Genomic DNA, 26,759 nt, shown 5'->3' with positions numbered 1-26,759 from the left:
TCATGAAATGGTCGCTGATGATCTTTCTGGTTTTCGCTGTTGCAACGGTGTTCTCGGAACCCATGATCATGTATCAGTTCGTGATGGCAGAGGTGAAAGAAAGCACTGGAACTGGAGTTTCTCTGGAGGAGCTCTATCTCAGTACCGATGAGTCCAACGAGGGTTCGATACACTACTCGAGTGATACGGTAGAGTTGAAGCTTTTTCCACTCTCTATAAAGGCGAAATTTCCCGTGATACGCGATTCCTACAGAATTCTTTCAAAACCCTGGATCCTCACTGTCCTCGGGAAATCGGCCGTTGTACGTGTAGGAAGGGAGGAGATCCTCACAGTAACACAGGGGATGACAACGGTCCAGGAGATGTACCTTTCGATAACACCACAGCAACTGGATAAAAAAAGCGTTCTATCTGATATCGAAATGAAACTGGATGGTGCGCATCTTCGAACAAAACTCTGGATCTCCCAGGAAGATTTCCAGCCGATAGCCTACTCCAAATTCAAAACGGATGAGAAAGAACACAGAATGATCGTTTTCTGCAGGGCTCTCGTTGTAGAAAAACCTCCTGAAGAAAAAGTCTTCGTTGCGGGAAATGTTTCTGGACTTGAGGAGTTCATGGGTAAAGAAGAAGAAAAGCCTGAAGAGAGTTTCATACTGCTTTCCTCTTACCCAGAAGCCAGAATAAGTCTCTGGTTGAACAAAAACATCCATTTTTCCGCTTCTTTTCCCGATGGACTTCTCATAGAAACGAAACTGTTTGGAGAAGAATTGAAACTCGGGGCTATCTACTGGCGGTTCAGATATTTGGGAGTAGGATTTTCAGATCGTACCAGTGTGGGAAACCTTTCACTTTCAGCTGGTGTGTACGCACTCTTCGATCTCACAAAATTCTCCGGAATACTCTGGTGGGGTAGGGGAGATCTGAAACTCAGCAGATTTTCTGTGAGCCTTTCTTTCAGAAGTCATTGGACACTCGAGGAAACGCCGTGGGAGGTGTCTCTAAGTGCAGGGTATGATCTCAGCAAGAATATAACTGTTCTTTTAGGAGCATCATATGACTCTACAAACTACAAGATTTTCGTTGGGGTGAGGTACTCATTTTGATCCTTCTCTATCCCCATTTCTCCCGATACATTCATTAACCACATTTCTTTGAGCGTCGCTGCTTCAAATGCGAGACAGCGGCGCTATTTTTTGATCTGTGTTTTCAGGAAATTTCGTACTGACCTTTCTTCACTCCAACTTTCTCGAGGACGTCTGCTACACGTTTTTCCATTGTTGGACGACGCTGTTCGGGACAGTGGAAGAGAATTCGGATAGTTTCACCTGAGAAGGTCATCACGTCTCCCTTTCGAAGATGAGATGCTACCCTTTGGGAGACATCTTCAGTGCTGATACTCTTATTCATCAGTTTCACCTCGACGAGGACAAAAGACTTTTCTCTCCTTCGACTCTCCAGAAAGAGGAAACTTTCAAAAAGCTTTTCATCAACCACCACTGCCTTGTTACCGTTCAGCATGAATTCTGAGCCTCTTTTGGAGAGAAAATCATCGAATTTCAATCGAGGTTTGATCCCTATCTCCATAAGATGACTCGAGAGCTTGTCGTATACGCGTTTTGCCCTTGTGATATCACCCTTTTTCAGAAGGACCTCTATTGCTTTGTAGTACATATCCTCGTCGTAAGGCTCTCTCTGAAAATAAGCGTTTACCATCTCGAGGGCGGCGTCGTAATCTTTTTTTGCCAGATACAATTTGAAGAGCTCTTTTAAAACATCTGAGTACCACGATTCGTAGATTTCTCTGATTTCCTGCACCCATTCTGCGAAAATGTCTTCGATTAGAAACGGTCCTGCATAAATCTCGAACATCCTCTTAAGAAGTTTTTCATGTTCAATATCCGATGTGGCTTTCATCAGATTTCTGTGGCACTCTTCGAAAATATCTGCGTCTATGGTGATTTTGTCTCCCGGGAAGAAACAGCAGAGATCTCCTTTCACAAAGAGTTCTTCGCTCGTTATTCCGGTGGTTCTCCTTATAATATGGAGTGTGGTGTTCAGATTTGATTTCGCGAATGTGTCGTCCATGTCTTCCCAAAAGAGGTTGTAGATCTCTTCGACGGACACTTCTTCGTTCCTTCTGAAAATGAGATACCTGAACAGGGCAAACGCTTTTTGCGATGGCCAGTCTCTTGCGTTCACGATATCATTGTTCTTGATAACTCTTGTCCCGCCAAAGGTTTTCACGAAAATACTCATAATCCCCTCTCCCGTCTATTTAAAATAATTTGAAATTTTTTTAGAGTTATTTTACTATCATTATATCACAGATAGAGTATTTTTTGTGTTTCTCTACGAAGAAACATATTATTGACATGGCAATCTCTGCGTTGTAAAATACTAAGGCACGGGGGGAGAACTAGAGAAGCAACCCTGGATGGATTGCTTTTTGTTTTTTCAAAATCAATCCTATTCAAAGGGGGGATATGTTATGAAGAAGTTTTTTGTTCTTCTGATGATTCTTCTCGTAGTTATCAGTTTAGCGAAGGTCAAGATTCAGTTCTGGCACGCCATGGGAGGATGGAGGATCGAACTTCTTCAAAACATGGCGGAGGACTTCATGAAGACCCATCCAGACATTGAAGTAGAAGTTCAGTACACCGGAAGCTACAGAGATACTCTGAACAAACTCGTAGCAGCTGTACAGGGAGGAACCCCTCCACACGTTGTTCAGATATACGAAATTGGCACTCAGTTCATGATTGACAGTGGTATAGCCGTCCCAATTGGTGATTTGATCGAGAAAGATCCCTCCTTCGATGTTGGAAAATTCCTTCCACAGGTTCTGGACTACTACAGAGTGAAGGGGAAACTCTACTCGATGCCGTTCAACTCTTCAAATCCGATTCTCTACTACAACAAAACCCTCTTCAAAGAAGTGGGTCTCGATCCAAACAAACCTCCCAGGACATTCAATGAGTTAATAGAATACTGCAGAAAACTCACGGTTAAAGATGAAAAAGGAAATATCGTTCGTGCTGGCATCACTTGGCCACTCCACAGCTGGTTCTTCGAACAGTTCGTAGCTCTTCAGAATGCTCCTTTAGTTGACAACGAAAATGGAAGAGCGGGAAGAGCAACAAAGGCAGTTTTCAACCACAAAGCGGCGCTCAGGTTCCTCAAACTCTGGAATACACTTACGAAAGAGGGTCTTATGATCAACACAACAAAAGAAGACTGGACAGGAGCAAGACAGCTCTTTATTTCTCAAAAAGTTGCCATGCTTATCACCTCTACCTCTGACGTGAAACTGATGATGGACGCTGCCAAGGAAAACGGATTCGAGCTCGGAACAGCATTCCTTCCGAAACCAGAGGGAGTTGAGCTTGGAGGAACACCAATAGGTGGTGGAAGCTTGTGGATCATAGGAGGCCATCCAGAAGAGGAGATAAAAGCGGCCTGGGAGTTCGTAAAATGGATGGCGGAGCCAGAACAACAGATACGCTGGCACCTTGGAACAGGCTACTTCCCGGTAAGAAAAGACGCAGTAGAGACACTTCTCTACCAGGGTTACTACTCTGAATATCCTCATCATCTCACTGCGCTTTTGCAGCTTCTGCTGTCGGTTCAAACACCGAACACCAGAGGAGCTGTTATAGGACCGTTCCCAGAGGTGAGAGACATAATAGAAACCGCTATTGAAAAAATGATTAATGGAGAAATGACGCCCGAAGAAGCTCTCGCCTGGGCTGAAAAAGAAGCTACAAGGGCCATCAGAGAATACAATGAACTCTATGAGTGAGGGGTGTTCCCCCTCACTCCTTATCATTTTTCTGGGGGGATTAAATTGAAAAGAGTTCTCCCGTACTTGCTCCTTCTTCCAACTTTTGTGATCATTACTCTTTTTATTTACTGGCCTGCTGTTTATTCTTTGAGGTTGAGTTTTTACAGAATTACTCCGTTTGGAAACAGAATGGTGTTTGTTGGTCTTAGAAACTTTCAGAGGTTGTTCCAAAGTCCAGAGTACTTAAACGCCATAAAAGTGACAGTTGTTTACGTTCTTGCCTCTCTCTTTCTGACCATATTTCTTGCATTCTTTATAGCCCTGCTTCTGAATATGAACCTCCCTGGGAACAGAATTTTCAGGGCATTGATTTTCACTCCTTATGCTATTTCTCCAGCGATAGCAGGTGTTCTCTGGTCTTTTCTGCTTAACCCTGTTGTAGGACATGTCAACTACATTCTTTCTAAACTTTTTGGACTGCAGGTGGAGTGGCTTACCACAAAGCCGTACGCACTCATAGCAGTTATAATAGCTACTGTCTGGAAAACACTTCCTTTCGATATTATCTTTTATCTTGCAGGTCTTCAGGATATTCCTCAGGAATTGATAGAGGCCTCTCTTGTAGAAGGAGCCAATTCCTGGGCTAGAACCTGGAAAATCGTCTTTCCGCTTCTTTCACCGATCACTTTCTATCTTGTTATTATGAACCTTGTAAGTTTTATGTTTTCCTCCTTTGCTATCATCGATGTCACCACAAAAGGTGGACCGGGAAACTACACGACCACATTGATATACAGATTGTATCTCGACGCCTTCGCCTTCCAGAAAATAGGACCAGCAGCGGCACAGAGTGTAATTCTCTTTCTGATAATGGCGATCGTTACGATCTTCTATTTCAAATTCGGTGAAAAAAGGGTCCACTATCAATGATGGGGGAGAGAACGTGAGGAGAAAAAGATCCATCACAATCCTCTACGAAATAATTCTTGTAATGGTGACTTTCATAATGGCTCTGCCATTGTTTCTTGCGATAACCATAAGTTTTCAAAAACCTGAGGCTGTATTTTCATACCCTCCGAAGTTTTTTCCAACGAGTTTTTACTGGAAGAATTATGTAGAAGCTTTCAAATATGTTCCGCTGGCAAGACTTTTTTTGAACAGCTTGATTGTTGCATCACTGATAACACTTGGAAAACTTGCCACCGGAGCGCTCGCAGGTTTCGCTTTTTCTCATTTCAATTTCAAGGGTAAAAAGGTCATGTTCGCAGCTTTGTTTGCTACCCTATTCCTTCCCGCAGAAACCGTTATGATTCTCCCTTTGTTTTTGATCATGAAAACTTTCGGCTGGGTCAATACTTACTGGGCTCTGACAATTCCTTTCATGGCAAGCGCAACAAACACCTTTCTCATGAGACAGCATTTTCTCACAATTCCAAGAGAACTCCAAGATGCTGCACTCATAGACGGAGCGAGTTACATGCAATTTTTCTGGAAAGTGCTGATCCCCCTCTCAAAACATATGCTGGCAGGTGCCTCTATAATAAACTTCGTCTATGCCTGGAACATGTATCTCTGGCCTTTGATAGTGAGTATGGAAGACAAAATGAAAACGGTCCAGGTAGGAGTGAAGATGCTCATGCAGGCTGAATCAGCCAACAACTGGGGTGTAATAATGGCGGGTACCGTGGTTGCTCTAGCGCCAACCGTTGTGATGTTTCTCGCTCTTCAGAACCTGTTTGTGAAAAGTCTTGTGAGAAGTGGCATGAAAGGGTAATCACTTGTTGTTACTGCCCTGCAACGCTTGAGAGATCCAGCTTCCCTGGGACTGAAGCTGAGAGATCACTTCCTCCATGGCCGAAAACTTCCTCCAGAGTTCCTGTTCTCTCTTGGAGAGCCTTTCGATCCAGCTCGCTATCTGTGTGGCGAGGAATCTCTGTTCTCTTTCTATTCGACCGCTTATTCCCGCGACCTGATCGATCCTGCCGTTGAATTTCACCAGTTCCCATAGATAATCGTCGAGCTGTGTGGCAAAACCGTTCTCCCCACCGAAGAATTCCCACACCTTGTCTGGATCCTCTTCCACTATCTGCCTCAGTTTCTCCTCATCCACTTCGAGATGACCCTTCATCATGTTCTCGTATCCGGTTCCTATGTCTCCTGTGCTGATCCCAAGTTCCCAGAGGTAGTTTATGTCTCCTTCAACTTTATACGTGATGAATCCTCTGAGACGGGAGAAGATCTCTTCTAACAGATCGTCTCCTTTCAGAACCCCTTTCATCTTCTCTTCTTCTGTCATCTCTTCTTCGGATTTATCGGTTATCGGCTCTTCTGTGAGCTTTTTGTTCAGATAATCCATTACTTCGTTCCATTTATCCACAAACTCTTTGATTTTTTCAACTATGGCATCCGCATCGATTTTCACATCAACGGTGATCGTCTCGGATGTCATTCCAGAGATGTGGAAAGTGACACCGTTGTACTCCACGTCATTCGTGTCTGAATACACATCCGCCCAGTTCGTGCCGTCCATACTGATCTGAAGATGAGCCTTCTGACCCACGTAGAGACTGTGATTTTCTATTCCAAGAAGCGAGAACAAACCCGTCCCGTATGTGTCTTCCAGGGTGATGGCCTCGGGACCAGAGGTCTTTGAAATGATCACAACTCTGTTCGCATGGTAATCATAACTGGCGGTAACCCCGGCTTCGCTGTCGTTTATCTTCTCTATAAGAGAAGACAACGTGTCGTTCTGATCCACATCTATCTCCACACCGTTTATCTTCACCTTTCCGCTTATTATGGTCTTTGAAGTGTACGTAGCAATCTGCTGAAGAGTTTTCGCTGTGGAAAGCCCGCTCACAGAGGCGGTGCTGGTGAAAGAATAATTTCCTCCACTGTAGTTCAGACTGGCTTCATCCAGATGAAATACCTTCGTGAAGTTTCCTGTGATGTCAACGAGCGAGAAATTCTTATCGGAAGTGATGCTGATTTTGCCGGTGCTGGTATCGTAGCTGACGCTTCCCGTTATTCCAGCAGAGGAAAGAGCGGTGTTCAACTTATTGACAATATCGTCTATGGTATCTGTGGAGAGAACCTGGACTTCCACGTAGTTTCCCGTTTCGTTGTTGTACAGTCTTACAGTTCCTTCCTGAGGTGTGTACATGTAATCGAGTTCCCCAAACGTCTTCGTTGAATCGGGAGGTGGAACAACTTCACTCGCTCCAGCCAACGTGGTGTAAGTTGCGGTCTGAACGATCTTCACATGGTATACACCCGTGACGGCCACAGAGGAAGCCTCAGCTGAAAGAAGAGAGCTGGAAGAAACGGCTGTTTTCTGGACAACGGTACTCTGGAGTTTGAAACTGTAGACCAGATCTCTGAACTCTCTGAGTTTGGTCTTCACTTCTGTGTAGGCTTCTTGCATGAGCTCGTACTTTTCGTACTTTTCTGTGAGATTTTGAAGCGGCTGGCTTTCTGCTTCGAGAATAGCGTTTATGATGGACTGGGTGTCGAGTCCGCTGACAGCTCCCCCCACCTGGAAACCACCCAGCTGTGAGTAATATCTCATATTTATGGTGCTCGCTATTTTACTCAGGTCCATGCGATCACACCCTTTCGTCTACGAGGATCCCAAGCAGCTCGTTTATACTCTTTGCGATCTTCATCATCACCTCAGGAGGGATTTGTCTTATGATCTCTCCCGTTTCGGTGTCTTTTATCTTCACGATCACCATGTTCAATTCGCCGTCGTACCTGAATTCGGCTTCTCCTCTGAAGATTTTTTTCAGTTTTTCCAGTTTTTTTGAGAATTCTTCTATGGCTTTCTGGACATCTTCTTCCTGTTGTCTTTTCATCTCGGAAACGGAAGGTGACTGCTCATTCACGTGGAGTTCCTTTTTTGTTATTTCTCCATGAAGCAAAGTATTTCCTTTCCCGTCCGTGGGGTCTATTCTCATTGTGGATCCCTCCAGAACTTCTTTTCTCACTCTTTAATATCGACCATCGGTTGCGAGTCTTTAGTCACCTATTATCACCACACGTGTTATTGTGTCTTGCTCATCGGTTCTTATTGTTAGAGTGATTTTCTTATAAGTTATCGTTCCGTTCGATGTTGGAAGTGCAATGTTCTCCTCCTGAAGGTTTTCAATGTAGGGAAATGGGGGATTTCCGTCACTCCATCTATCGTTCCAGAAACCCTTGTTCATGTTTTCAACCACATTGTATTCACTCTCGAGGATTTTATGCTCCACCCTGAATTTGGAAAGATAATCGTACGCAAAGTTCACCAGGAGAAACGCCTTTGTAGACCTTTCTGTGTTTGCTGTATTTTTTATCACCACCAAAATCATGGTCATGAAGATCGCTATGACCAGAAGGATCAAAATCAGACTGATCAGGGTTTCTATCATTAGGCTTCCTTTTTTCACGTTAATACACCTCTCTTATACTGAGAATCATTGACTCTTCTTCTATAGTGGGTGTTCCAAACACTGAGATACCTTTCAGTATTCTCCAGTCGTATATGTAGTTCTTTCGGTAGCCTGTTTCGATCTCGGGCTTTCCATTTTTTGTCCAATGAAAGGTTCCCACCGGTCCTCTGACATACTGCATGAGAGAGCCAAAGATGGTGAGTTCTCCTTTAGGATCCCCACTGTTATAACCTTCCACATAGAAACTTCCATCGAAGGCGTATATACTGGCAAAGATCTTCATATTTTTCCTTTTTTCTTTCACCACCACGTCGTTGAATGAAACCAGGTTGAGGAAGTCGTCGGATTCATGATTTTTGATCATCTCTGCGTATTCTTCCGTTTTGACATCACCGTTTTCATCGAGAGGTCTTATCTCAACCTCTGCGATTTTTTGATCAGAGTTTCCTTTTATTCCCTCCAGATCAGCTATCGTTTCCAGAACCTCTCTGTAATCGTTGTAAATGATGGGATCTTCTATGTAGATGTTTTTAGCAACGATGGTGTATTTCCCGTCAACGAACATGGGCTTTCCTCTTCCTTCACTCATGTTCCCCAGGTAAACATCGCTGTCTGTTTTGATCACACCGTTGAAATAGATATCGTACTCGTTTCTGTCAAGACCAAGAAGTTTCTTTGCCTCGTTCCCCTGAATGACGAGGTGATACAGATCGCTGTTTGGCTTGGGTTTGATGTGGAAAAGGTTAAATTCCTTTCCCTCAGTTTCCCCAACGAAGTACCAGTTGAAGTACCATACATATTTCCTGTACATTTCTTTGTACTTCACTTTTATCAAATAGTCGTTTTCACTGTTGCCCCTTGGAGTATTGAATTCGATTATATAAGCCGTTTCTAACTGTATTTTATAAAAGTAACCATTCTCAACTATCTTGGCTGCAGGAAGCTCTATTCCCACCGGCTCAACCGAGTTGACCGCTTCGCTGGCGGGTTTTACGATTTTTTCGATCTCTCTTGCGTAATAGTCTTTTATCTTACTCATTTTGTACTTTTCTATGTCTTCATCGGTTAAATACTTTGGAGGAGGATTTTCGTATCTTGGCCCATTTCCCGCTTCCACTTCGATGCCTTTAAACTCCACACTCGCCTTGAACAACGGCTCTCCTTTCACATGTATCACGTCGTTCGACCTGAAAGGACCATCTATGGTATCCTGGGTGATGAAGTATATCTTATCTCCATCCGGTCTTGTTTCTTTTTCTGTGAAATACGCGTACTTGTTCAGAAAGTCTGAAGAAAGAACAGCGTATTTGTAAACCACAGCCTTTCCGACTTGTGCTCTTACAACAAGCAGAGCAAAGAACGGGTTGTTCTCGAACGGAATGGCTACTGCTTCAAAGTTAGAAAATCCCAATTTTGATGCTTCAGTAGAGAAATCGATGTCTGAAGAAAGATTGTAGTATTTTTCTGTGTCCAGCAATGAGAAAACATTCTCCCAGGCATCTCCATCTGACTGAAGCAGAACTCTCTTTCTGAAATCATCAAACCATGTCACACTTCCAGTGGACCAGTTGATTTCCATTCCTGAAAAACCGAAGTGCTTTTTTAGACAGGCAACACCGAGACTCAGGATATTTGAAGCTCTGTAAGTAGCCTCCAGTCTCTGAGCGGTCAATCCCACATTTTCACGATATTGATTGAACGCGAAGAACACAGAGATTCCCAGAACGGAAACGATGACCAGAATTATCACAGTGGTCACAAGAATGGAACCATTCCTCATAAAGATCACCCCTTCACTTCAGATTGGGAAGGGCTACGCTCATGAAATAGGTTCTTTCGATGTTGTGTTTTTCTTTTCCTATAACAAAGGAGACAGTACCGGCACCCGCCAAAAATGTGCAGGTTGAAACATCCGTTACGAGTATCCTCGTATCTGTGCTGTTCGAATCTTCCTGGAAGATGTACAATTTGATGTCCGGTTTTTCAAATGTGATAGTGTATGTGTAGTTCCTGGAATAGTACTTTTCTCCACCGAAAGGAACATTCACAAGGAAAGAAATTTTTTCAGGATTCTCCGGATCAAAATAAATCTGATCCGCTCTAGGTCCAGCTTTCAGGATTTCCTTTCTTATTTCCATCGCTGCCTTCAAAAGATCGTCCGCTAACTCGATCGTGGTAAACGACTGAACAGTGGCAACAATTGTTCTCGTTGTGAATCCCAGAACCAAGAGTATTCCGATGAGAAGAACAGCTATAGTTATCAAAAGCTCCACGATCGTGAAACCATTCCTCATAATTTCACCTCCATTTCGATTATTAACAGAAAAATGTGGCAAAACTGTGGCAAGTGGTAGAATTGTACAGTAGGAGGTGAGATGATGGTTATCTCAGAAAAAGTGAGAAAAGCGCTCAACGATCAGTTGAACAGGGAGATCTACTCTTCCTATCTCTATCTTTCGATGGCAACTTACTTCGACGCAGAAGGATTCAAGGGTTTTGCCAACTGGATGAAAAAGCAAGCGCAGGAAGAACTAACTCACGCGATGAAGTTCTACGAATACATCTACGAAAGAGGAGGAAGGGTCGAACTCGAAGCCATAGAGAAGCCACCTTCGAATTGGAACGGAATAAAAGACGCCTTTGAAGCGGCTCTGAAACACGAAGAATTCGTCACCCAGTCGATTTACAACATCCTGGAACTCGCTTTGGAAGAGAAAGATCACGCCACCGTGAGTTTCCTCAAATGGTTCGTTGACGAGCAGGTGGAAGAAGAAGACCAGGTGAGAGAAATCCTCGATCTTTTAGAAAAGGCAAATGGTCAGATGTCTGTGATCTTCCAGCTCGACAGGTATCTTGGACAGAGAGAGTGAAGGGGCACTGCGCCCCTTTTTCTCATCTGGAGGTGGGAACGTGATCCTGGTTCTCGGTGTGTTCAAGATAGAAGTGGAACCCATGCTTAAAGAGATGGAAGTCCTGGAAAAAGGACGTCTCTTGAAAAGATACTACCAGCGGGGAGTTGTAGGAAGAAACGAGGTGGTCGTGAGCTACGGTTTCATCGGGAAGGTCGAAGCCGCGCTCGTTACTCAGGCTTTTCTGGACAGGTTCAACATAGATGCTGTTTTCTTGACGGGAAACGCCGGTGGTCTGGAAGGTGTTGAAGTTGGGGATGTCGTGATAGGAGATTCCTACGTCGAGTACGATTTCGAAACGGCCCTTGGTGATGAAGGAATCATCGTCTCGGGCAGTGAAGATCTCGAAGACAAGGTGATCGCTTATTCAAACAGAGAAATCAAGACAGGACTGATAGCAAGCGGAGACGCCTTTGTGACAGCGAAGGAGAAAGCCGAGGAGATAAAAAGAAGAACGGGAGCCCTCTGTGTCGATATGGACTCCGCCGCTGTGGCAAAAGTGTGCCACGAGAACGAGAAGAAGTTCCTCGCCATAAAGACGATCGTTGACATATGTGGAAAGGAAACGGAAGAAGAGTTCAGAAAAAACTACGAGAGATATGGCTTCCTCTCCAACCTGATCCTCCTCGACGTTCTGAAAAAGTGTGTCTTCTAAGCGAAGACCGCCGAGAGGGCTATGGAATAAAACTTCGTTTCTTCCGAGTCTGCACGTGATGTGAGAACTACAGGGACTTTCCCACCAAGAATGATAGATGCGGATTTCGCTTTAGCAAGAAAAACCAGAGCTTTGTACAGAATGTTCGCCGCCTCTATATCTGGCAGTATCAAGATGTCGGCCTTTCCCGCCACAGGGCTTTGTATCCCTTTCTTTTTCGCCGCTTCTTCCGACACAACGTTGTCCAGCGCGAAGGGCCCATCGACGATACACCCTTTTATTTGCCCTCTCTGGTTCATCTTCGAGAGAACGGCCGCTTCCGTCGTGATGGGCATCTTTGGATTCACGACTTCTATGGCACCGACAACGGCAACTTTCGGTGTTTCTAAACCCATGACGTTTGCCACTCGAACACAGTGTTCTATCATGTCAACCTTCTGTTCCAGAGTGGGGCTTATCAGCATACCGGGATCGGAGATTATGAGAGGCCTCGGGAAATCGGGTATCTCCATCACGCTCACCATCGCCATCGTTTTTCCCGTTCGAAGTCCGTACCTTTCGTCCAGATAGATCTTCATCAAATCTCCTGTCTTTATCTTTCCCTTCATCAGAAAATCGCATTCTCCCTTTGAAACGGCCTCCACAGCGAGTCTTCCCGCTTCTTCTGGGGGACAATCTACGATTTGGGGCGTCTTCCATTCAGGGACGAGTTCCTCGATGATCCTGGTGATCTCTTCCTCTGGACCGAACAGAACGGGCTCGCACACTCTCTCTTTCCAAGCCCTGCAGACAGCTTCTATCACGTGATCATCGTTCGCAGCCGCAACTGCGAGCTTTTTTCCCTTTCCTTGAGCCATCTCAACCAGTTTTTCCAGAAACATTCTATCACTCCTCACAGAAGACCTTTTTCCTTGCCGTACTCGAGGACAACTTCCTTGAGCCTTTTGATCCCTTCAACGATCTTTTCATCTGGCGGCAGACAGAAGGAAAGCCTCATAGAGGGACTCGGCTCGTCGTATACTTTGAAAACCCTTCCAGGAACGTAAAACACCTTCTTTCTCTTCGCGTACTCGAACATCTCCCAGGTGTCGAAACCCTCGGGAAGGGTGAGCCAGATGAAGAGACCACCTTCCGATTTCACCCATTTCACGCCTGGTATGTCGGAGAAGTACTCTTCGAGGGCGTTGAGCATCACCGTTCTCTTTCTTCTGTAGAGTTCGATGGTGGGTTCCAACTGCTCGAGAAGATCGTACCTCTCCAAATAACGGGCAGCGAGACGATGAGTGATAGCGGGGCTGCACAGATCCGCAGACTGCTTCGCCTGGACGATCTTTCTGATGAACTCCTTGCTTCCCGCCACCATTCCTATTCTGAGACCCGGTGCCAAGACTTTGCTGAACGTGTTGAGAAGAACCACCCTTTCTGGTCCACCTATCTTGAAGATGGGATCCACAGTTTCTCCTTCGTACCTCAAAGCACCGTAGGGATCGTCTTCCACTATGAATAGGTCGTACTTTTCTGCGATTTCGACGAGCGCTTTTCTCTTCTCCAGAGAAGTCGTGACTCCAGCTGGGTTGTGGAAGTTCGAAACAACGTAGATGAACTTCACCTGTTTTATCTTCCCGTTTTTGTCGAATTCAGCAAGCTTTCTTTCCAGAACATTGAGATCCATTCCGTCGTCTTCGAGTGGGACCACCACGAAGTTCGCAAGGTACTGTCTGAACGCGTTTATGGCTCCGAGGTATGCGGGATCATCGAGGACGCAGTAACTCTCATCGTCGAGGAAGAGCTTTCCAATGAGATCCAGCGCCTGCTGGGATCCAACAGTGAATACCAGATTGTCTTCGTCGAGTCCTGTGATACCGTACATCTTCTCCAGAAGTTTCAAAATTTGCTGTTTAAGAACGGGATCGCCTTCCGTTGTGGAGTACTGAAGGGTGTAATGGTACTCTTTCTCTATGATTTCCTTTGCGATTTCTGCAAGTTCTTTCCTCGGAAAAGTCTCAGGATCGGGCACTCCCCCTCCGAAAGAAATGGCATCTTTGTCCGCAGCAAATTTGAGAATTTCCCTGATGATGGAGGATTTCATGTTTCGGCCTATCTTTGAGATCTTGTCTTCTAGATTCACAACAACACCTCCTGGGGTATTTTTTCTTCTGAAGAATTATACACCAGTACTGGTGAAATTTCTGCATTAAAATTCAACGTGTATTCTAAAAATTGAGAATTTGATAGAAAAACTGGTATACTTTGAAGTATGCAAACACTATTCTGGAGGGATCCTGGGTTGATAGAGCGGGTGATAAACAACATCGAAAAGGTGATAAAAGGAAAGAGAGAAGCCATCGAAGTTGTTGTCGCAGCGCTTCTCGCAAAAGGGCATGTTCTCATGGAAGATGTGCCAGGAGTTGGAAAGACGATGCTTGCAAGAGCCCTTGCGCTATCCCTTGGAGTGGACTTCAGACGAGTTCAGTTCACACCGGACCTCCTTCCAACAGATCTCACCGGTCTGTACATATACGATAGAAAGAAAGAAGACTTTGTCTTTAAAAAGGGGCCCGTGTTCACCGATGTTCTCCTCGCGGACGAGATAAACAGGGCAACGCCGAGAACACAATCTGCGCTCCTTGAGGCAATGGCAGAAGGTCAGGTGACTGTGGATGGAATCACACACAGGCTTTCTGAGAGATTCTTCGTGATCGCCACGCAAAACCCAATCGAGTACGAAGGGACCTTCCCCCTCCCGGAAGCTCAGCTCGACCGCTTCATGATCTGCGTGAAGATGGGGTATCCCGATGAAGAAGCAGAGATTCAGATGCTCACATCCCAGGAAAAAGAACATCCCATAAGTCAGCTGGAACCGGTCATGAACCCTGATGAGCTTTCAGAACTTCAAAAAAAGGTGAGGAATGTTTTTGTGAGTGATGAAGTGAAGAAATACATCGTCGATATAGCCAGTGCCACAAGAAATCATCCGTCGCTTCTTTTGGGCATGAGCCCCCGTGGAAGTATAGCCCTCATGCACTTCTCCATGGCTCTCGCTTTCATGGATGGGAGAGATTTTGTCCTTCCAGACGACGTGAAAAGAGCCGCTGTGTACGTGATACCCCACAGAGTGATCCAGTCTGCGGAGTCCAAACTCAAAAGGGAGAAAAAGGAGGATATAGTGAGAGAAATTCTCGACCGCGTGAAGGTGGTCAAATGAGGGTAAGGAAGAAACCACTTGTGATTCTCACAATCTTTTCCGTTGCAGTATGGATCCTCACACAGAACAACATTTTTCTTCTGATGGTTTTCTTTACCGCAACAAGGTGGTTGGATCTCTTCTTGACTCTGAAAGCCATTCCAAGGATAAAGGTAGAAAGACACATCACAAAAACCAGACTCTTCGTGGATGAAAAAGCAGAGATGATCTACGAGATCAGCTATTCCGGCCTCTTGCGGATTTCGATGAAACTCAATCCGAGTCTTTCTCCCGTCAGGTTTTTCAAAAAAGATACCGAAGAAATTTCTCTGAGACCATCTTCTTCGGAAAAGCTGGTGTTCATTTTCTCGTTTGGAACACGTGGAAGAAAGATCCTGAAGGGATTTTCCATAAAAATCGAAGACACGTTCGCAACTTTTTCTGTGGAAAAGGAGTTCAACGCAGAGGACGAGGTGATCGTTTTTCCCGAGTACGTGCCGATCGAATTCTACAAAGAGGCCCTGAAAGAACTCCTACCGGGTAGAAAAAGTCCCCAGAGGCTTCTCGACGACAACACGATGCTGAAGGGACTCAGAGATTACAACGGAGAACCGATGAACAGAATACACTGGAAGGCCTCCGCGAGATATGGAAGGTTGCTCGTGAAAGAACACGATCACACCGCGCTGGGAAGGGTGAAGATTTTTCTCGATTTGAACCTTCCAAAAGATGTCCAGCTGGGAGAAGTCTGGAAAGAACTGAGGAGGTACTACGAAGATGAAGCGGTGCGGTTTGTAGCGAGCGTGGTGAAAGACCTGAAAGAACGTCACACACCTGTGGAATTAACAGTCATAGGTGAAGAAATCTGGAAAAATCACGATCGAGACTGGGTGATGGATTTTGAACTGCTCGCCACCGTGAGAGGAACGGACAATTCTCGTTTCGATACGAAGAGTGTCCTGGAGACGGTCGTATTTGATCCTTCAGATACTGTTCTCCTTTTCTGCGTACACCTGACGGAGCAGGAGCTTCCCTTACTTCTCAGAGTGAGGTCTCAGGTTTCAAAATTGATAGTATTTGTCATACCATACGGTTTACGCGATCCAAACACGAAGCCTTTCAGGAGCTATCTCCTCATGAGGAAAGATCTCCTCGATCTTCTGGAAAAGGTGAAGCTACTCGAAGAGAACCACGTGATCGTGAGAGGAGTGCGGGAGAACATGACCGTTCAGGAGGTTGTAGAAAGTGTTCCATGATGTGTTGTTTGGTAGCGCTTTACTTCTGGTTCTGATGAAAGATATCAACATCTACTCTCTGTGGCTCCTTTCAGGCTCAGCGGTAGCAGCGATATTAAAGAGAATCTCCAGAGCCTACTTGATCGTTCTTCCGATCGCAGGGATCCTCCTCTGGATACTTTCAAAAGAAAAGACTTGATTTTCGCATCTCTCATAGTTACTTTCTTTCTTGTATTTTCAGACTTCGAAAGTGAAAGGTCAAAAGTGTATTCGCTGGTCTTCTTTTTCGTGCTTTCGTTGATATTTGAGAAAAATCCATCTTCATTCCTTTTTGCCTCCGGAACTATGGCCCTCTTTTTCCTTTATGAGAAGAAGTTCCTCTACGCTTCTGTGGTTCCACTCCTGGCTTTTGTTCCAGAATTCAGACTTCCATTCCTTCTTCCAGAAACGCATCAGCCAGAAAGTGGTGTATCAGTTCAACAGATGGTGAGGAACGTTGTGGTCGTGATAGAAAAATTCACCCAGAGTGGAAGCTCTGCCATGAAACTTCTCTGGGAAGTCATTTTCTGGGTCGCTGTGGCAGGTGTGGTGCTACTCGTTGCTGTTTTCTTCAAAGAGTTTCGAATGAATTTAAAGGTGTCACATTATGTCCTTGCTGCTCTCGGTGTTTTTGTGGTCAGTTTTTATCTGTTCGTGTTGTTTGTAAACATGGTGGTTCAGAACGTGAACCTCGACGTAGGAATTCCAGAACTCACACCAGTAGGTCAGATGCTTTCGTCCACTCCTTCCGCTTCCGTAACTATCGTTGAAATCGAAAGAAATCCTTCATGGAATTTGGTAAGATGGATCCTAACCGTTGTTTCTCTTTTCGTGGCTTTGTTGTTCTTCCACACCACTTTGAAGCTCTTCCTTAGAACGTTGAAAACGTCGAGCGAAGAAATTGAAACGGAAGAATCGAGAGAGGAAGAAAAAGAAGATGTTGAAAAAAAGGAACATCGCACTGAACGGAAAGAAATACACACGTTAGAAGACGCGTACCTCTTCCTGAGGTGGAAATATTTTCCAGGGAAGGAACATCTCACTCCGTACGAGTTGATATCCGGGAAAAAGTTTCGACACTTTAGAGGTTTGACCGAGCTGTACGTCGAAAGTAAATATGCAGGAAAAGGAATAAAACTGCCTGAGAAAGAAATAGCAAAGATTTTCTCGGAATCAGAGAAAGAACTGAAAAAGGCAAACATTAACCCCCAGAAAAATCTGCATTAAGATTCAAAAGGATTTCTTGACCGTTTTATGGTGAGCCTGTAAAATACTTATAAAAATCATTCTTGTGAGGGGAGGGAAGAGATATGAGGAAGGTACTGGTAACGGTTCTTCTTGTATTTACGGTTTTGAGTCTTTTCTCGGCCGTTAGGATCGCTGTGATTCTTCCAATGACGGGTGGTATTTCCGCTTTTGGAAGAATGGTGTGGGAAGGAATTCAGATCGCTCACGAAGAGAAACCAACAGTTTTGGGAGAAGAGGTAGAACTCGTTCTCCTCGACACCAGAAGTGAAAAAACAGAAGCAGCGAACGCAGCAGCAAGAGCCATTGACAAAGAAAAGGTCCTCGCAATAATCGGTGAAGTGGCCAGTGCACATTCTCTTGCCGTAGCACCTATTGCAGAAGAGAACAAAGTTCCTATGGTGACTCCTGCCTCCACGAATCCACTCGTAACACAGGGAAGAAAGTTCGTATCCAGGGTTTGTTTCATCGACCCGTTCCAGGGATCAGCCATGGCAGTATTCGCTTACAAAAATCTGGGTGCAAAAAGAGTGGCTGTGTTCACGGATGTCGAGCAGGACTACAGCGTCGGACTCTCTAATTTCTTCAAAGACAAGTTCACTGAACTCGGCGGACAGGTGAAGAGCGTGCTCTTCAGAAGCGGTGATCAGGACTTTTCCGCACAGCTTTCCGTTGCGATGTCGTTCAACCCGGATGCAATCTACATAACAGGGTACTACCCGGAGATCGCCCTCATCTCCAAACAGGCAAGACAGCTTGGATTCACCGGTTACATTCTGGCAGGTGATGGTGCAGACGCACCGGAACTCATAGAAATCGGTGGAGAAGCAGTGGAAGGACTCCTCTTCACCACACACTACCATCCGAAGGCAGCCAGCAACCCTGTTGCAAAGAAGTTCGTTGAAGTGTACAAGGAGAAATACGGAAAAGAACCAGCTGCGCTCAACGCTCTCGGATACGATGCTTACATGGTGCTTCTCGACGCGATCGAAAGGGCAGGAAGCTTTGACAGGGAAAAGATCGCTGAAGAGATCAGAAAAACAGAGAATTTCAACGGTGCCAGCGGTATCATAAACATCGACAAGAACGGAGACGCCATCAAATCCGTCGTTGTAAACGTTGTGAAGAACGGTTCAGTTGACTTTGAGGCTGTCATCAATCCTGATGATCTCAAGTAAAAATTTCCATTAAAACAAGCAAAAGCGAGGCCCCTCAGGGGCTTCGCTTTCTTTGATTGAAGAAAGGAAGGTGAAAGAGTGGTATTCTTCCTCCAGAATCTCTTCAACGGAATCATGCTCGGAGGTTTGTACGCACTCATAGCGATCGGCTACACCATGGTTTATGGTATTCTGAGGCTCATTAATTTCGCCCATGGCGATGTTATGATGATGGGTGTTTACTTCGCCTTCTACGCTGCTACTCTTCTTTCTCTGAATCCACTTTTTTCTGCCATCGTAGCGATCCTCGGAGCAGCGCTATTGGGTTTTCTCATAGACAGAGTTGCTTACAAACCTCTGAGAAACGCTCCCAGGATTTCCGCTCTTATCACCGCTATCGGTGTTTCTTTCTTCCTTGAGAGTCTCGCTGTGGTCGTGTTCGGTGCCATTCCCAAGTCTTTTCTGAAGGTCTTCAAGGACAGGACCATACTGAACAAGGTACTGACTGTAGCGGGAGCCAGAATACCACTCCTCACGTTTCTCGTGATTTTCATCACCGTCGTCATTCTGATAGTTTTGTCCTTCATCGTTTACAGAACGAAGATCGGTATGGCTATGAGAGCGATTTCCATGGATATTCCAACGACTGCTCTCATGGGTGTCAACGTGGACGCCGTCATCGGTTTTACGTTTGCCCTCGGTTCGGCACTCGCTGCTGCGAGTGGGATCATGTGGGCAATGAGATTTCCAAATGTACATCCTTACATGGGTTTCATGCCAGGTCTCAAGGCTTTCATTGCGGCGGTGTTTGGAGGAATAGGTTCGATCCCCGGAGCTGTTCTCGGTGGTGTTCTTCTCGGTCTCATTGAGATATTCCTCGCAGCTTATTTTCCGGCTTTTATGGGTTACAGGGACGCGTTCGCTTTCATCATTCTGATCGTCATACTGCTCGTCAAACCTTCAGGACTTCTCGGTAAAAAAATCGTGGAAAAGGTGTGATGAAGATGGAGAAGAAACTATCTGCACGAACGAATTTCATTCTCACGGTTGTTTTCCTGATCTTCGTGGCCCTTCTTCTCTATCTGGCCGATAGATACATGGACAGCTACAAGCTGAGAGTAGTGAGGCTCATCGCCATATACGGTATCATGGCGGTGAGTTTGAACTTGATAAACGGTATCACGGGTATCTTTTCTCTTGGACACGCCGGTTTCATCCTGATAGGTGCTTACACGGCGTCTCTTCTCACACTTTCACCAGAGCAGAAAGCGATGTCTTTCATAATAGAGCCGATCGTTCCCTGGCTTGCGAACGCGCACACCGACTTCTTCACCGCCACAGTGGCAGGCGGTGTTCTGGCAGCCGTCTTCGCTTTTTTCATAGGGTGGCCGGTTTTGAGGCTTTCCGGTGATTACCTCGCGATAGCGTCCCTTGGGTTCGCAGAGGTGATAAGGATCATCGCCCTCAACGCCATCAGCATCACAAACGGCCCTCTCGGTCTCAAGGGAATTCCGGAATACTCAAATATTTGGTGGTGTTACGGCTGGCTGTTTGTAACGGTTCTGTTCATGGCAAGCCTTGTGAACAGTAGCTACGGAAGGGCTTTGAAGGCCATCAGAGAAGACCGAATAGCAGCCGAAGCCATGGGAATAAATGTTTTCAAACATCAGCTTCTCTCTTTCGTCATAGGAGCCTTCTTTGCGGGTGTTTCTGGTTCGCTCTACGCGCACTGGCTCACCACGATAGATCCCAGAACGACCACACTCGGTCCCATGCTCACCTTCTACGTTCTCATCATGATAGTTCTGGGTGGACTCGGCAGCATATCGGGTTCGCTCATAGGAGCCGCTCTCTTCGCCATACTCTTCGAGTGGCTCAGGGATCTGGAAGAGCCTTTCACGTTCTTCGGCATACACGTTCCCGGTATAAAGGGAATGAGGATCCTCGTGATATCCGCCATTTTTATCCTTGTGATGATCTTCTGGCAGAGGGGTATCATGGGAAGGGAAGAACTCACCTGGAACAACCTTTACAGATGGCTCTTTGCTCGTCGCAAGGGTGGTGAAGAGAAATGACGGTCACGGATCTTTCCAAGAAACCTCTCCTCCTTCTGGATCATGTGACAATGCAGTTTGGTGGACTCTTAGCGGTGGACGATTTCACCAACGAGATCAGAGAAGGAGAACTCGTCGGACTCATAGGACCAAACGGTGCGGGAAAAACAACCGTGTTCAACGTGATAACGGGCATATACACTCCCACAAAGGGTAGAATCATCTTCGATGGAATCGACATCACTGGCCTGAAGCCCTATCAGATCACACACCTTGGAATTGCAAGGACCTTCCAGAACATCAGGCTCTTCTCCGACATGACTGTCCTGGAAAACGTCCTTGTGGCACAGCACCATATCCTTTCCAACCCGGACGCAGACAGGATCCTGGTGAAACATGGAAAAAAGAAGAAGGGAGAAGGACGTTTCTGGTTCTGGAGGGCTGTCACGAAAATCGGATATTTGAAGAAAGAAAAAGAAATGGTGGAAAGAGCCAAAGACCTCATCAAGAGGGTAGGACTCGAAAAGGTGATGTACGAGAAGGCTTCCTCGCTTCCGTATGGAGAGCAGAGAAAACTGGAGATAGCCCGCGCCCTTGCAACGAAGCCGAAACTGATCCTCCTCGATGAACCCGCCGCGGGTATGAACCCGAAGGAAACAGAGGACCTCATGGAGTTCATAAAACAGATCAGAAAGGACTTCAACCTAACGGTGCTTCTCATAGAGCACGATATGAAAGTGGTCATGGGAATTTGTGAGAGAATCATAGTGATGGACTACGGTAGAATCATAGCGGAAGGAACGCCGAAGGAGATTCAGAACGATCCACGTGTGATAGAGGCGTACCTCGGAAGGGAGTGGGAGAGTGTCTGACATCGTCCTTGAAGTCCAGTCTCTCCACGTTTACTACGGTGCGATCCACGCCATCAAGGGAATAGACCTGAAAGTCCCGAGAGGTCAGATCGTAACGCTGATCGGAGCAAACGGTGCGGGAAAAACAACCACCCTCTCTGCCATCGCGGGGCTTGTGAAGGCTCAGAAGGGAAAGATCATCTTCAACGGTCAGGACATCACGAACAAGCCTGCCCATGTGATAAACAAAATGGGGATAGCCCTCGTTCCGGAGGGAAGAAGGATCTTTCCAGAACTCACAGTGTACGAAAACCTCATGATGGGAGCGTACAACAGAAAAGACAAGGACGGTATAAAACGGGACCTCGAGTGGATCTTTTCTCTCTTTCCAAGGCTGAAGGAAAGACTGAAGCAGCTGGGAGGAACTCTCTCGGGTGGAGAACAGCAGATGCTTGCGATCGGAAGAGCGCTGATGAGCAGACCAAAACTTCTGATGATGGACGAGCCATCACTGGGACTTGCTCCCATCCTGGTCTCCGAAGTTTTCGAGGTCATCCAGAAGATCAACCAGGAGGGAACCACGATTCTTCTTGTGGAACAGAACGCCCTTGGTGCTTTGAAGGTTGCCCACTACGGTTACGTCCTCGAGACTGGACAGATCGTTCTCGAAGGAAAAGCCAGTGAGCTTCTGGACAACGAAATGGTCAGAAAGGCCTATCTCGGTGTTGCATAAAGGGGGGAAAACATGCTTGTCAAGGATTTCATGACGAGAAATCCCATCACCATCGCTCCAGAGACCTCTTTTTCTGAGGCCCTCAAACTCATGAAACAGAACAAAATCAAACGCCTCATAGTGATGAAGGATGAAAAGATCGTCGGTATCGTGACAGAAAAGGACCTTCTCTACGCATCTCCCTCTAAAGCCACGACACTAAACATCTGGGAACTCCACTATCTTCTTTCCAAGCTCAAAATCGAGGAGATCATGACAAAAGATGTCGTCACAGTGAACGAAAACACACCGATAGAAGACGCGGCAAGGATAATGGAGGAGAAGGATATAAGTGGACTCCCCGTAGTTGACGATGCGGGACATCTTGTTGGAATCATCACACAGACTGATATCTTCAAGGTCTTCGTAGAGATATTCGGAACCAAGAGGGAAGGAACCATAAGGTACACAATGGAAATGCCAGACAAACCGGGTGAACTTCTCGAAGTGGCAAAGAGAATCTACGAAGCAGGCGGGAACATCATCTCCATCGCAACACTTTTCGAAGAAGGGAAGGATTCTTACCTTGCCACACTCAGGGTGGAAAACATCGACCATGAAAAGTTCGTGAAATCCCTCGATGAAATCGATGTGAAGCTTCTGTACTACCATTCAAACTGAATCGTTAGCCCCCTCGCTGTGAGGGGGTGTTTCTGTGTTATAATTATTTTGGGCTTTTTCAGTAGAAAAAATGAAGAGGAGAGAGAACATGAGTTTCGCCGTCGCAGAAGTGAGTTACTGGATGGCTCTCGGATATGGCTTTCTCGCATTTTTCAGTCCGTGTGTCCTGCCCCTGATCCCCGCTTTTCTTGGCGTACTCTTTGCCTCGAAAGGAGATTTCCTGAAGATCATAGGTTTTTTCGTGGGAATATCTTCTCTCTTTTCAGTCATAGGAGTCCTTTTTGGACTGTTTGGAAATTTCATTCCTACTTACATACTCACGTGGATTTCCGGGCTTGCTCTCGTAGTCTTTGGATTGTTTTACCTGTTCGATGTTGAACTTGTGAAGATGAAAAAGAATCCCAACGTGTGGCGCTACAAAGGGGAAGGATTCCTGAATGGTTTCTTACTCGGTGGTAGTGTGGGACTCGTGTGGATTCCCTGCTCGAGTCCTATACTGGGGAGTATCCTCGCGATAGTGGCGAGTGGAAGAGAACCGGTGAAGGGAGGAGTACTTCTTTTCCTTTACTCTCTGGGTATTTCGATTCCGTTCATACTGATGGGAGGATTCGTCAACAGACTTTTGAACCGCGTCAGTTTCAAAAAACCTGTGTGGATGAATGTTCTCAAAGTAGTGGGTTCTCTCTCACTCGTTCTCGTTGGAGTGCTCATTCTCACGGGGAGGTTCATCACATACTGATGGGAGGATGGTACTGTGAAAAGGTTCTTAATCATCGCGATTTTGGCTTTGAGTGTGATCTCACTGGCCCTCACTTTAGATGATGCCTACAGACTCGCAAACATCACCCAGAGAAAGCTGATCATGATGTTCTCGAGTCCAACCTGTTACTACTGTAATCTGTTCAAGAAAGAAGTATTCCCGAAAGAAGATTTCCAGGAAATTCTGATTCCAAACTTCGTCTTCGTTGAGCTGTACGCCACAGATGAAAAAACCACACTCTTTGCGAAGGAAGTTCTGGGAGAGGAATCGGTTAGCTACAGGGATCTCTTCGCTGGATTTGGTGTGAGAGGAACGCCTACGTTTTTCTTTTTCAAGGGAAAAGAAGGTCTGGGATACCTTCCTGGCTACGTGGACAAAGACAACTTCATAAAGATTCTGAAATACGTCGCTCAGGAGTTGAAAGAAGACTTCCAGACCTACCTGAAGAAAGACGATCCGTTCGTGGGTGAGCCGTTGATCATCGAAATTTCCAAAGAAGACGCAGATTTCGTTCTGAAAAAAGATAAAAACGCTGTGAAAGTGGATACCGTACCGAACGAAGTGAGAAGAGACAGGATATACGTGACGGATTCGCCAGATGTTGCAAAGACCCTTCAGGAAAAAGGCGCTCTCCGTGTTCTGCTCGTTAAATGAAAGAGGGTGCTTCCGCACCCTTTTACTTTTTGCAACGATTTCCTCTTGAGTCAAATTTCACGAAAGCGTTAAATGAAACGATGAAACTCCACATCTGAAGTCCAAAAAAGGATGGTATCATTAATAATAGCAACGATCACAGAAAAGGAGGTACGAAGAGTGGAGAAGATCAAGGTTAAAAACCCCATTGTCGAACTCGACGGTGACGAGATGGCACGCGTGATGTGGAAGATGATCAAAGAAAAACTCATCCTTCCCTATCTCGACATCCAGCTGGTTTACTTCGATCTCGGAATAGAGAAGAGAGATGAAACAGACGATCAGATCACGATCGAAGCGGCAAAGGCCATCAAAAAGTACGGTGTCGGTGTCAAGTGCGCAACGATCACCCCAGATGCGGAAAGAGTGAAGGAATACAACCTGAAGAAAGCCTGGAAGAGTCCAAATGCCACCATCAGAGCGTACCTCGATGGAACGGTTTTCAGAAAGCCCATCATGGTGAAGAACGTGCCACCGTTAGTGAAGCGCTGGAAGAAACCGATCATCATAGGAAGGCACGCCTACGGTGACATATACAACGCTGTGGAAGCAAAAGTAGAAGGCCCAGCAGAAGTGGAACTTGTGGTGAGAAACAAAGAAAACAAAACACTCCTCGTACACAAATTCGAAGGAAACGGTGTTGTCATGGCGATGCACAACCTGGAGAAATCGATCAGAAGTTTCGCTCAGTCGTGTATAAACTATGCTATCTCTGAAAAGGTCGACATCTGGTTTGCAACGAAAGACACGATCTCCAAGGTGTACCACGCGTACTTCAAAGACATATTCCAGGAAGAGGTCGACAAAAGAAAAGAAGAACTCGAAAAAGCCGGAGTGAACTACAGATACATGCTCATAGATGATGCGGCTGCGCAGATTTTGAGAAGTGAGGGCGGCATGCTCTGGGCCTGCATGAACTACGAAGGGGACATCATGTCCGATATGATCGCCTCAGGTTTCGGCAGTCTCGGTCTCATGACGTCGGTTCTCGTCTCTCCCGATGGGATCTACGAGTTCGAGGCAGCCCACGGCACGGTGAGAAGACACTACTACAGATATTTGAAGGGAGAAAAGACCTCGACGAATCCAACCGCATCGATCTTCGCGTGGACAGGTGCTATAAGGAAGAGGGGAGAACTCGACGGAACACCGGAGGTGTGTGAATTCGCAGACAAACTGGAGAAGGCTGTGATAAACACCATAGAATCCGATGTGATCACAAAGGACCTTCAGCCTTTCACAGAACCACCGATCGACAAGTATGTCACTCTCGAAGAGTTCATAGACGAAGTGAAGAAGAATCTCGAAAAATTACTGTGAGCGGGGCCTTCCCGCTCTTTTCAATATCTCACCCTGGGATCTATCAGAGCGTTGATCACATCGACGAGAATGCTTATCACCACCACGATCAAAGCGAAGAAAACGACCGTGCCCTGTATGGCAGGAAAGTCCCTGTATCTGATCTTCATCACAAGATAACTTCCAAGACCAGGCCAGGAGAAAGTGGTTTCTGTGAGGACCGCACCTCCCAGAAGGAGTGCAAACTGAAGTCCCATCATCGTGAAGATGGGTACCAGAGCGTTTTTCAGGGCGTACCTGAACAGAATTACCCTCTCCTTCAAACCGCGGGCACGAGCCGCCTTCACGAAATCCTGGGCCAGTGTTAGAACGGTGTTGTTCCTCACCATACGGACAAAGACGCTGGAGATCACGAGTCCGAGTGTGAGTCCCGGAAGTAAGAGATGTTCGAAGACGTCTTTCAGTGCTTCCCAATTTCCTGTGAAAAGCGCATCTATCGAATAGATACCCGTTATCACTTTCAAATTCATAGTGGGTGACAATCGCCCACCAACGGGAAGCCATCTCAAGATAACTCCGAAGATGTACTGCATCATCAAACCGAACCAGAAAACCGGAACCGCGTACATCACCATTGAAAACATCCTGGCACCTATATCAACACCGCTGTCTCTTTTGTACGCAGCGAAGCTCCCCCAAAAGATACCTATGAGGACGGCTACGATGAAAGCGAAGAGTGTCAGTTCCAAAGTCGCGGGAAATCTCTCCTTTATTTCTTCCCAAACGGGTCTTCCCGTCAGTGTAGATTTTCCCAGATCACCTTTGAGAAGATCTCCAATGTAATCGAAAAACTGGACGATGATGGGTTTATCGAGACCGAGCTCGTGTCTCTTCTGTTCGATGACTTCCTTCGGTGCTTTTCCTCCGAGAATAGCGAGCACCGGATCCCCGGGTATGATCCTGAGCACCAGGAATATGAGTGCCAGAAGAATGAATATCATGGGAACAGCAAGGAGGATTCTTGTTATCACGTAGTTTTTAAGGGACATCACGGCACCTCCGAAAGCCGCC

At 46.0% G+C, this 26,759-nt stretch carries 28 protein-coding genes; 19 read left to right on the top strand and 9 right to left on the bottom strand.

The features are described from left to right. Nucleotides 1–2 precede the first annotated feature (2 nt). On the top strand, nucleotides 3–1,106 hold the full coding sequence (locus CELL2_RS08320; protein ID WP_038034242.1) for a hypothetical protein: 1,104 nt from the start codon (nucleotides 3–5) through the stop codon (nucleotides 1,104–1,106). A 103-nt stretch (nucleotides 1,107–1,209) separates the two neighbouring features. On the opposite strand, the gene CELL2_RS08315 is transcribed toward CELL2_RS08320, so the two are convergent. Continuing rightward, complete coding sequence (locus CELL2_RS08315) at nucleotides 1,210–2,259, bottom strand: BTAD domain-containing putative transcriptional regulator (protein WP_012311281.1); 1,050 nt, start codon at nucleotides 2,257–2,259, stop codon at nucleotides 1,210–1,212. A gap of 232 nt (nucleotides 2,260–2,491) precedes the next feature. Between CELL2_RS08315 and CELL2_RS08310 the strand changes: the two genes are divergently transcribed. From CELL2_RS08310 to CELL2_RS08300, 3 genes are read left to right on the top strand one after another with little or no spacing between them, the layout of a single operon-like run. Next, the gene (locus CELL2_RS08310; RefSeq protein ID WP_012311280.1) at nucleotides 2,492–3,802 is read left to right on the top strand and encodes an ABC transporter substrate-binding protein; all 1,311 of its coding nucleotides are present in this window, start codon (nucleotides 2,492–2,494) and stop codon (nucleotides 3,800–3,802) included. Nucleotides 3,803–3,847: 45 nt separating this feature from the next. Next, complete coding sequence (locus tag CELL2_RS08305; protein ID WP_012311279.1) at nucleotides 3,848–4,714, top strand: carbohydrate ABC transporter permease; 867 nt, start codon at nucleotides 3,848–3,850, stop codon at nucleotides 4,712–4,714. A gap of 13 nt (nucleotides 4,715–4,727) precedes the next feature. Further along, nucleotides 4,728–5,558 (top strand): carbohydrate ABC transporter permease, encoded by an 831-nt coding sequence (locus CELL2_RS08300; protein ID WP_012311278.1) that lies wholly within the window; start codon nucleotides 4,728–4,730, stop codon nucleotides 5,556–5,558. On the opposite strand, the gene fliD is transcribed toward CELL2_RS08300, so the two are convergent. The 5 genes from fliD to CELL2_RS08275 are packed head-to-tail and all read right to left on the bottom strand — an operon-like array spanning nucleotide 5,559 to nucleotide 10,508. Beyond that, nucleotides 5,559–7,385, bottom strand: coding sequence for a flagellar filament capping protein FliD (gene fliD / locus CELL2_RS08295; RefSeq protein ID WP_038034245.1), 1,827 nt, complete (start codon nucleotides 7,383–7,385; stop codon nucleotides 5,559–5,561). A gap of 4 nt (nucleotides 7,386–7,389) precedes the next feature. Continuing rightward, entirely contained in the window at nucleotides 7,390–7,740 is a 351-nt protein-coding gene (locus CELL2_RS08290) for a flagellar protein FlaG (protein ID WP_038034247.1), read from the bottom strand. A 60-nt stretch (nucleotides 7,741–7,800) separates the two neighbouring features. After that, nucleotides 7,801–8,211 (bottom strand): hypothetical protein, encoded by a 411-nt coding sequence (locus CELL2_RS08285; protein WP_038034250.1) that lies wholly within the window; start codon nucleotides 8,209–8,211, stop codon nucleotides 7,801–7,803. 1 nt (nucleotide 8,212) lies between these two features. Continuing rightward, nucleotides 8,213–9,994, bottom strand: a complete 1,782-nt coding sequence (locus tag CELL2_RS08280; RefSeq protein WP_038034252.1) for a hypothetical protein — start codon at nucleotides 9,992–9,994, stop codon at nucleotides 8,213–8,215. A gap of 13 nt (nucleotides 9,995–10,007) precedes the next feature. Then, a complete protein-coding gene (locus tag CELL2_RS08275; RefSeq protein ID WP_012896576.1) occupies nucleotides 10,008–10,508 on the bottom strand; it encodes a prepilin-type N-terminal cleavage/methylation domain-containing protein in 501 nt (166 codons plus the stop codon). A gap of 84 nt (nucleotides 10,509–10,592) precedes the next feature. On the opposite strand from CELL2_RS08275, the gene CELL2_RS08270 reads away from it, so the two are divergent. Together CELL2_RS08270 and mtnN are read left to right on the top strand one after the other, a co-directional pair. Next, on the top strand, nucleotides 10,593–11,084 hold the full coding sequence (locus CELL2_RS08270; protein WP_038034255.1) for a ferritin: 492 nt from the start codon (nucleotides 10,593–10,595) through the stop codon (nucleotides 11,082–11,084). Nucleotides 11,085–11,124: 40 nt separating this feature from the next. Continuing rightward, the gene (mtnN, locus tag CELL2_RS08265) at nucleotides 11,125–11,778 is read left to right on the top strand and encodes a 5'-methylthioadenosine/S-adenosylhomocysteine nucleosidase (protein ID WP_012311267.1); all 654 of its coding nucleotides are present in this window, start codon (nucleotides 11,125–11,127) and stop codon (nucleotides 11,776–11,778) included. Here mtnN and CELL2_RS08260 read toward each other — a convergent pair. Then, a complete protein-coding gene (locus CELL2_RS08260; protein WP_038034257.1) occupies nucleotides 11,775–12,659 on the bottom strand; it encodes a phosphate acetyltransferase in 885 nt (294 codons plus the stop codon). The two genes, mtnN and CELL2_RS08260, sit on opposite strands and share 4 nt — an antisense overlap. Before the next feature lie 11 nt (nucleotides 12,660–12,670). Then, complete coding sequence (locus tag CELL2_RS08255) at nucleotides 12,671–13,906, bottom strand: PLP-dependent aminotransferase family protein (protein WP_038034259.1); 1,236 nt, start codon at nucleotides 13,904–13,906, stop codon at nucleotides 12,671–12,673. A gap of 159 nt (nucleotides 13,907–14,065) precedes the next feature. Here CELL2_RS08255 and CELL2_RS08250 point away from each other — a divergent pair, with 159 nt between their 5' ends. The 13 genes from CELL2_RS08250 to CELL2_RS08195 all read left to right on the top strand — a co-directional run bounded on the left by CELL2_RS08250 (nucleotide 14,066) and on the right by CELL2_RS08195 (nucleotide 25,709). Further along, nucleotides 14,066–14,983, top strand: a complete 918-nt coding sequence (locus CELL2_RS08250; RefSeq protein WP_012311264.1) for a MoxR family ATPase — start codon at nucleotides 14,066–14,068, stop codon at nucleotides 14,981–14,983. Next, nucleotides 14,980–16,218 (top strand): DUF58 domain-containing protein, encoded by a 1,239-nt coding sequence (locus tag CELL2_RS08245; protein WP_038034260.1) that lies wholly within the window; start codon nucleotides 14,980–14,982, stop codon nucleotides 16,216–16,218. The genes CELL2_RS08250 and CELL2_RS08245 overlap by 4 nt, the downstream gene beginning before the upstream one ends. Continuing rightward, nucleotides 16,208–16,396: a hypothetical protein gene (locus tag CELL2_RS09700; protein ID WP_241208654.1), complete on the top strand. Its 189-nt coding sequence runs from the start codon at nucleotides 16,208–16,210 to the stop codon at nucleotides 16,394–16,396. The genes CELL2_RS08245 and CELL2_RS09700 overlap by 11 nt, the downstream gene beginning before the upstream one ends. 146 nt (nucleotides 16,397–16,542) lie before the next feature. Next, nucleotides 16,543–17,463, top strand: coding sequence for a hypothetical protein (locus CELL2_RS08240; RefSeq protein ID WP_241208653.1), 921 nt, complete (start codon nucleotides 16,543–16,545; stop codon nucleotides 17,461–17,463). Nucleotides 17,464–17,546: 83 nt separating this feature from the next. Next, complete coding sequence (locus CELL2_RS08235; protein ID WP_038034265.1) at nucleotides 17,547–18,659, top strand: ABC transporter substrate-binding protein; 1,113 nt, start codon at nucleotides 17,547–17,549, stop codon at nucleotides 18,657–18,659. 78 nt (nucleotides 18,660–18,737) lie between these two features. Beyond that, a complete protein-coding gene (locus CELL2_RS08230; RefSeq protein ID WP_038034267.1) occupies nucleotides 18,738–19,637 on the top strand; it encodes a branched-chain amino acid ABC transporter permease in 900 nt (299 codons plus the stop codon). Then, nucleotides 19,637–20,713, top strand: a complete 1,077-nt coding sequence (locus CELL2_RS08225; protein WP_012311259.1) for a branched-chain amino acid ABC transporter permease — start codon at nucleotides 19,637–19,639, stop codon at nucleotides 20,711–20,713. The genes CELL2_RS08230 and CELL2_RS08225 overlap by 1 nt, the downstream gene beginning before the upstream one ends. After that, the gene (locus CELL2_RS08220) at nucleotides 20,710–21,564 is read left to right on the top strand and encodes an ABC transporter ATP-binding protein (RefSeq protein ID WP_038034268.1); all 855 of its coding nucleotides are present in this window, start codon (nucleotides 20,710–20,712) and stop codon (nucleotides 21,562–21,564) included. The genes CELL2_RS08225 and CELL2_RS08220 overlap by 4 nt, the downstream gene beginning before the upstream one ends. Next, on the top strand, nucleotides 21,557–22,276 hold the full coding sequence (locus CELL2_RS08215; protein ID WP_038034270.1) for an ABC transporter ATP-binding protein: 720 nt from the start codon (nucleotides 21,557–21,559) through the stop codon (nucleotides 22,274–22,276). Before CELL2_RS08220 ends, CELL2_RS08215 begins: the two co-directional genes overlap by 8 nt. A 12-nt stretch (nucleotides 22,277–22,288) precedes the next feature. Next, nucleotides 22,289–22,936 carry a CBS and ACT domain-containing protein gene (locus CELL2_RS08210; protein WP_012311257.1) on the top strand — a complete coding sequence of 216 codons (648 nt, stop codon included), beginning with the start codon at nucleotides 22,289–22,291 and terminating at the stop codon, nucleotides 22,934–22,936. A gap of 88 nt (nucleotides 22,937–23,024) precedes the next feature. Beyond that, a complete protein-coding gene (locus CELL2_RS08205) occupies nucleotides 23,025–23,675 on the top strand; it encodes a cytochrome c biogenesis CcdA family protein (RefSeq protein WP_011944019.1) in 651 nt (216 codons plus the stop codon). Between the two features lie 15 nt (nucleotides 23,676–23,690). Next, the gene (locus tag CELL2_RS08200) at nucleotides 23,691–24,350 is read left to right on the top strand and encodes a thioredoxin fold domain-containing protein (RefSeq protein WP_011944018.1); all 660 of its coding nucleotides are present in this window, start codon (nucleotides 23,691–23,693) and stop codon (nucleotides 24,348–24,350) included. 159 nt (nucleotides 24,351–24,509) lie between these two features. Further along, a complete protein-coding gene (locus CELL2_RS08195) occupies nucleotides 24,510–25,709 on the top strand; it encodes an NADP-dependent isocitrate dehydrogenase (RefSeq protein ID WP_012311256.1) in 1,200 nt (399 codons plus the stop codon). Nucleotides 25,710–25,729: 20 nt separating this feature from the next. On the opposite strand, the gene CELL2_RS08190 is transcribed toward CELL2_RS08195, so the two are convergent. Then, nucleotides 25,730–26,737, bottom strand: coding sequence for an ABC transporter permease (locus tag CELL2_RS08190; RefSeq protein WP_011944016.1), 1,008 nt, complete (start codon nucleotides 26,735–26,737; stop codon nucleotides 25,730–25,732). Between the last annotated feature and the right edge of the window lie 22 nt (nucleotides 26,738–26,759).

Source organism: Thermotoga sp. Cell2 (assembly GCF_000789375.1).
Taxonomy (GTDB): Bacteria; Thermotogota; Thermotogae; order Thermotogales; family Thermotogaceae; genus Thermotoga; species Thermotoga petrophila.
This window is presented reverse-complemented; position numbering and strand designations above follow the sequence as displayed.

Coding starts and splice junctions, on each gene's coding strand:
- CELL2_RS08245 (WP_038034260.1), top strand. CDS start 14,980: ATGAGGGTAAGGAAGAAACCACTTGTGATTCTCACAATCTTTTCCGTT.
- CELL2_RS08225 (WP_012311259.1), top strand. CDS start 19,637: ATGAAGATGGAGAAGAAACTATCTGCACGAACGAATTTCATTCTCACG.
- CELL2_RS08320 (WP_038034242.1), top strand. CDS start 3: ATGAAATGGTCGCTGATGATCTTTCTGGTTTTCGCTGTTGCAACGGTG.
- CELL2_RS08290 (WP_038034247.1), bottom strand. CDS start 7,740: ATGAGAATAGACCCCACGGACGGGAAAGGAAATACTTTGCTTCATGGA.
- CELL2_RS08310 (WP_012311280.1), top strand. CDS start 2,492: ATGAAGAAGTTTTTTGTTCTTCTGATGATTCTTCTCGTAGTTATCAGT.
- CELL2_RS08315 (WP_012311281.1), bottom strand. CDS start 2,259: ATGAGTATTTTCGTGAAAACCTTTGGCGGGACAAGAGTTATCAAGAAC.
- CELL2_RS08190 (WP_011944016.1), bottom strand. CDS start 26,737: ATGTCCCTTAAAAACTACGTGATAACAAGAATCCTCCTTGCTGTTCCC.
- CELL2_RS08260 (WP_038034257.1), bottom strand. CDS start 12,659: ATGTTTCTGGAAAAACTGGTTGAGATGGCTCAAGGAAAGGGAAAAAAG.
- CELL2_RS08240 (WP_241208653.1), top strand. CDS start 16,543: ATGGCCCTCTTTTTCCTTTATGAGAAGAAGTTCCTCTACGCTTCTGTG.
- fliD (WP_038034245.1), bottom strand. CDS start 7,385: ATGGACCTGAGTAAAATAGCGAGCACCATAAATATGAGATATTACTCA.
- CELL2_RS08205 (WP_011944019.1), top strand. CDS start 23,025: ATGAGTTTCGCCGTCGCAGAAGTGAGTTACTGGATGGCTCTCGGATAT.
- CELL2_RS08280 (WP_038034252.1), bottom strand. CDS start 9,994: ATGAGGAATGGTTCCATTCTTGTGACCACTGTGATAATTCTGGTCATC.
- CELL2_RS08220 (WP_038034268.1), top strand. CDS start 20,710: ATGACGGTCACGGATCTTTCCAAGAAACCTCTCCTCCTTCTGGATCAT.
- CELL2_RS08270 (WP_038034255.1), top strand. CDS start 10,593: ATGGTTATCTCAGAAAAAGTGAGAAAAGCGCTCAACGATCAGTTGAAC.
- CELL2_RS08235 (WP_038034265.1), top strand. CDS start 17,547: ATGAGGAAGGTACTGGTAACGGTTCTTCTTGTATTTACGGTTTTGAGT.
- CELL2_RS08210 (WP_012311257.1), top strand. CDS start 22,289: ATGCTTGTCAAGGATTTCATGACGAGAAATCCCATCACCATCGCTCCA.
- CELL2_RS08275 (WP_012896576.1), bottom strand. CDS start 10,508: ATGAGGAATGGTTTCACGATCGTGGAGCTTTTGATAACTATAGCTGTT.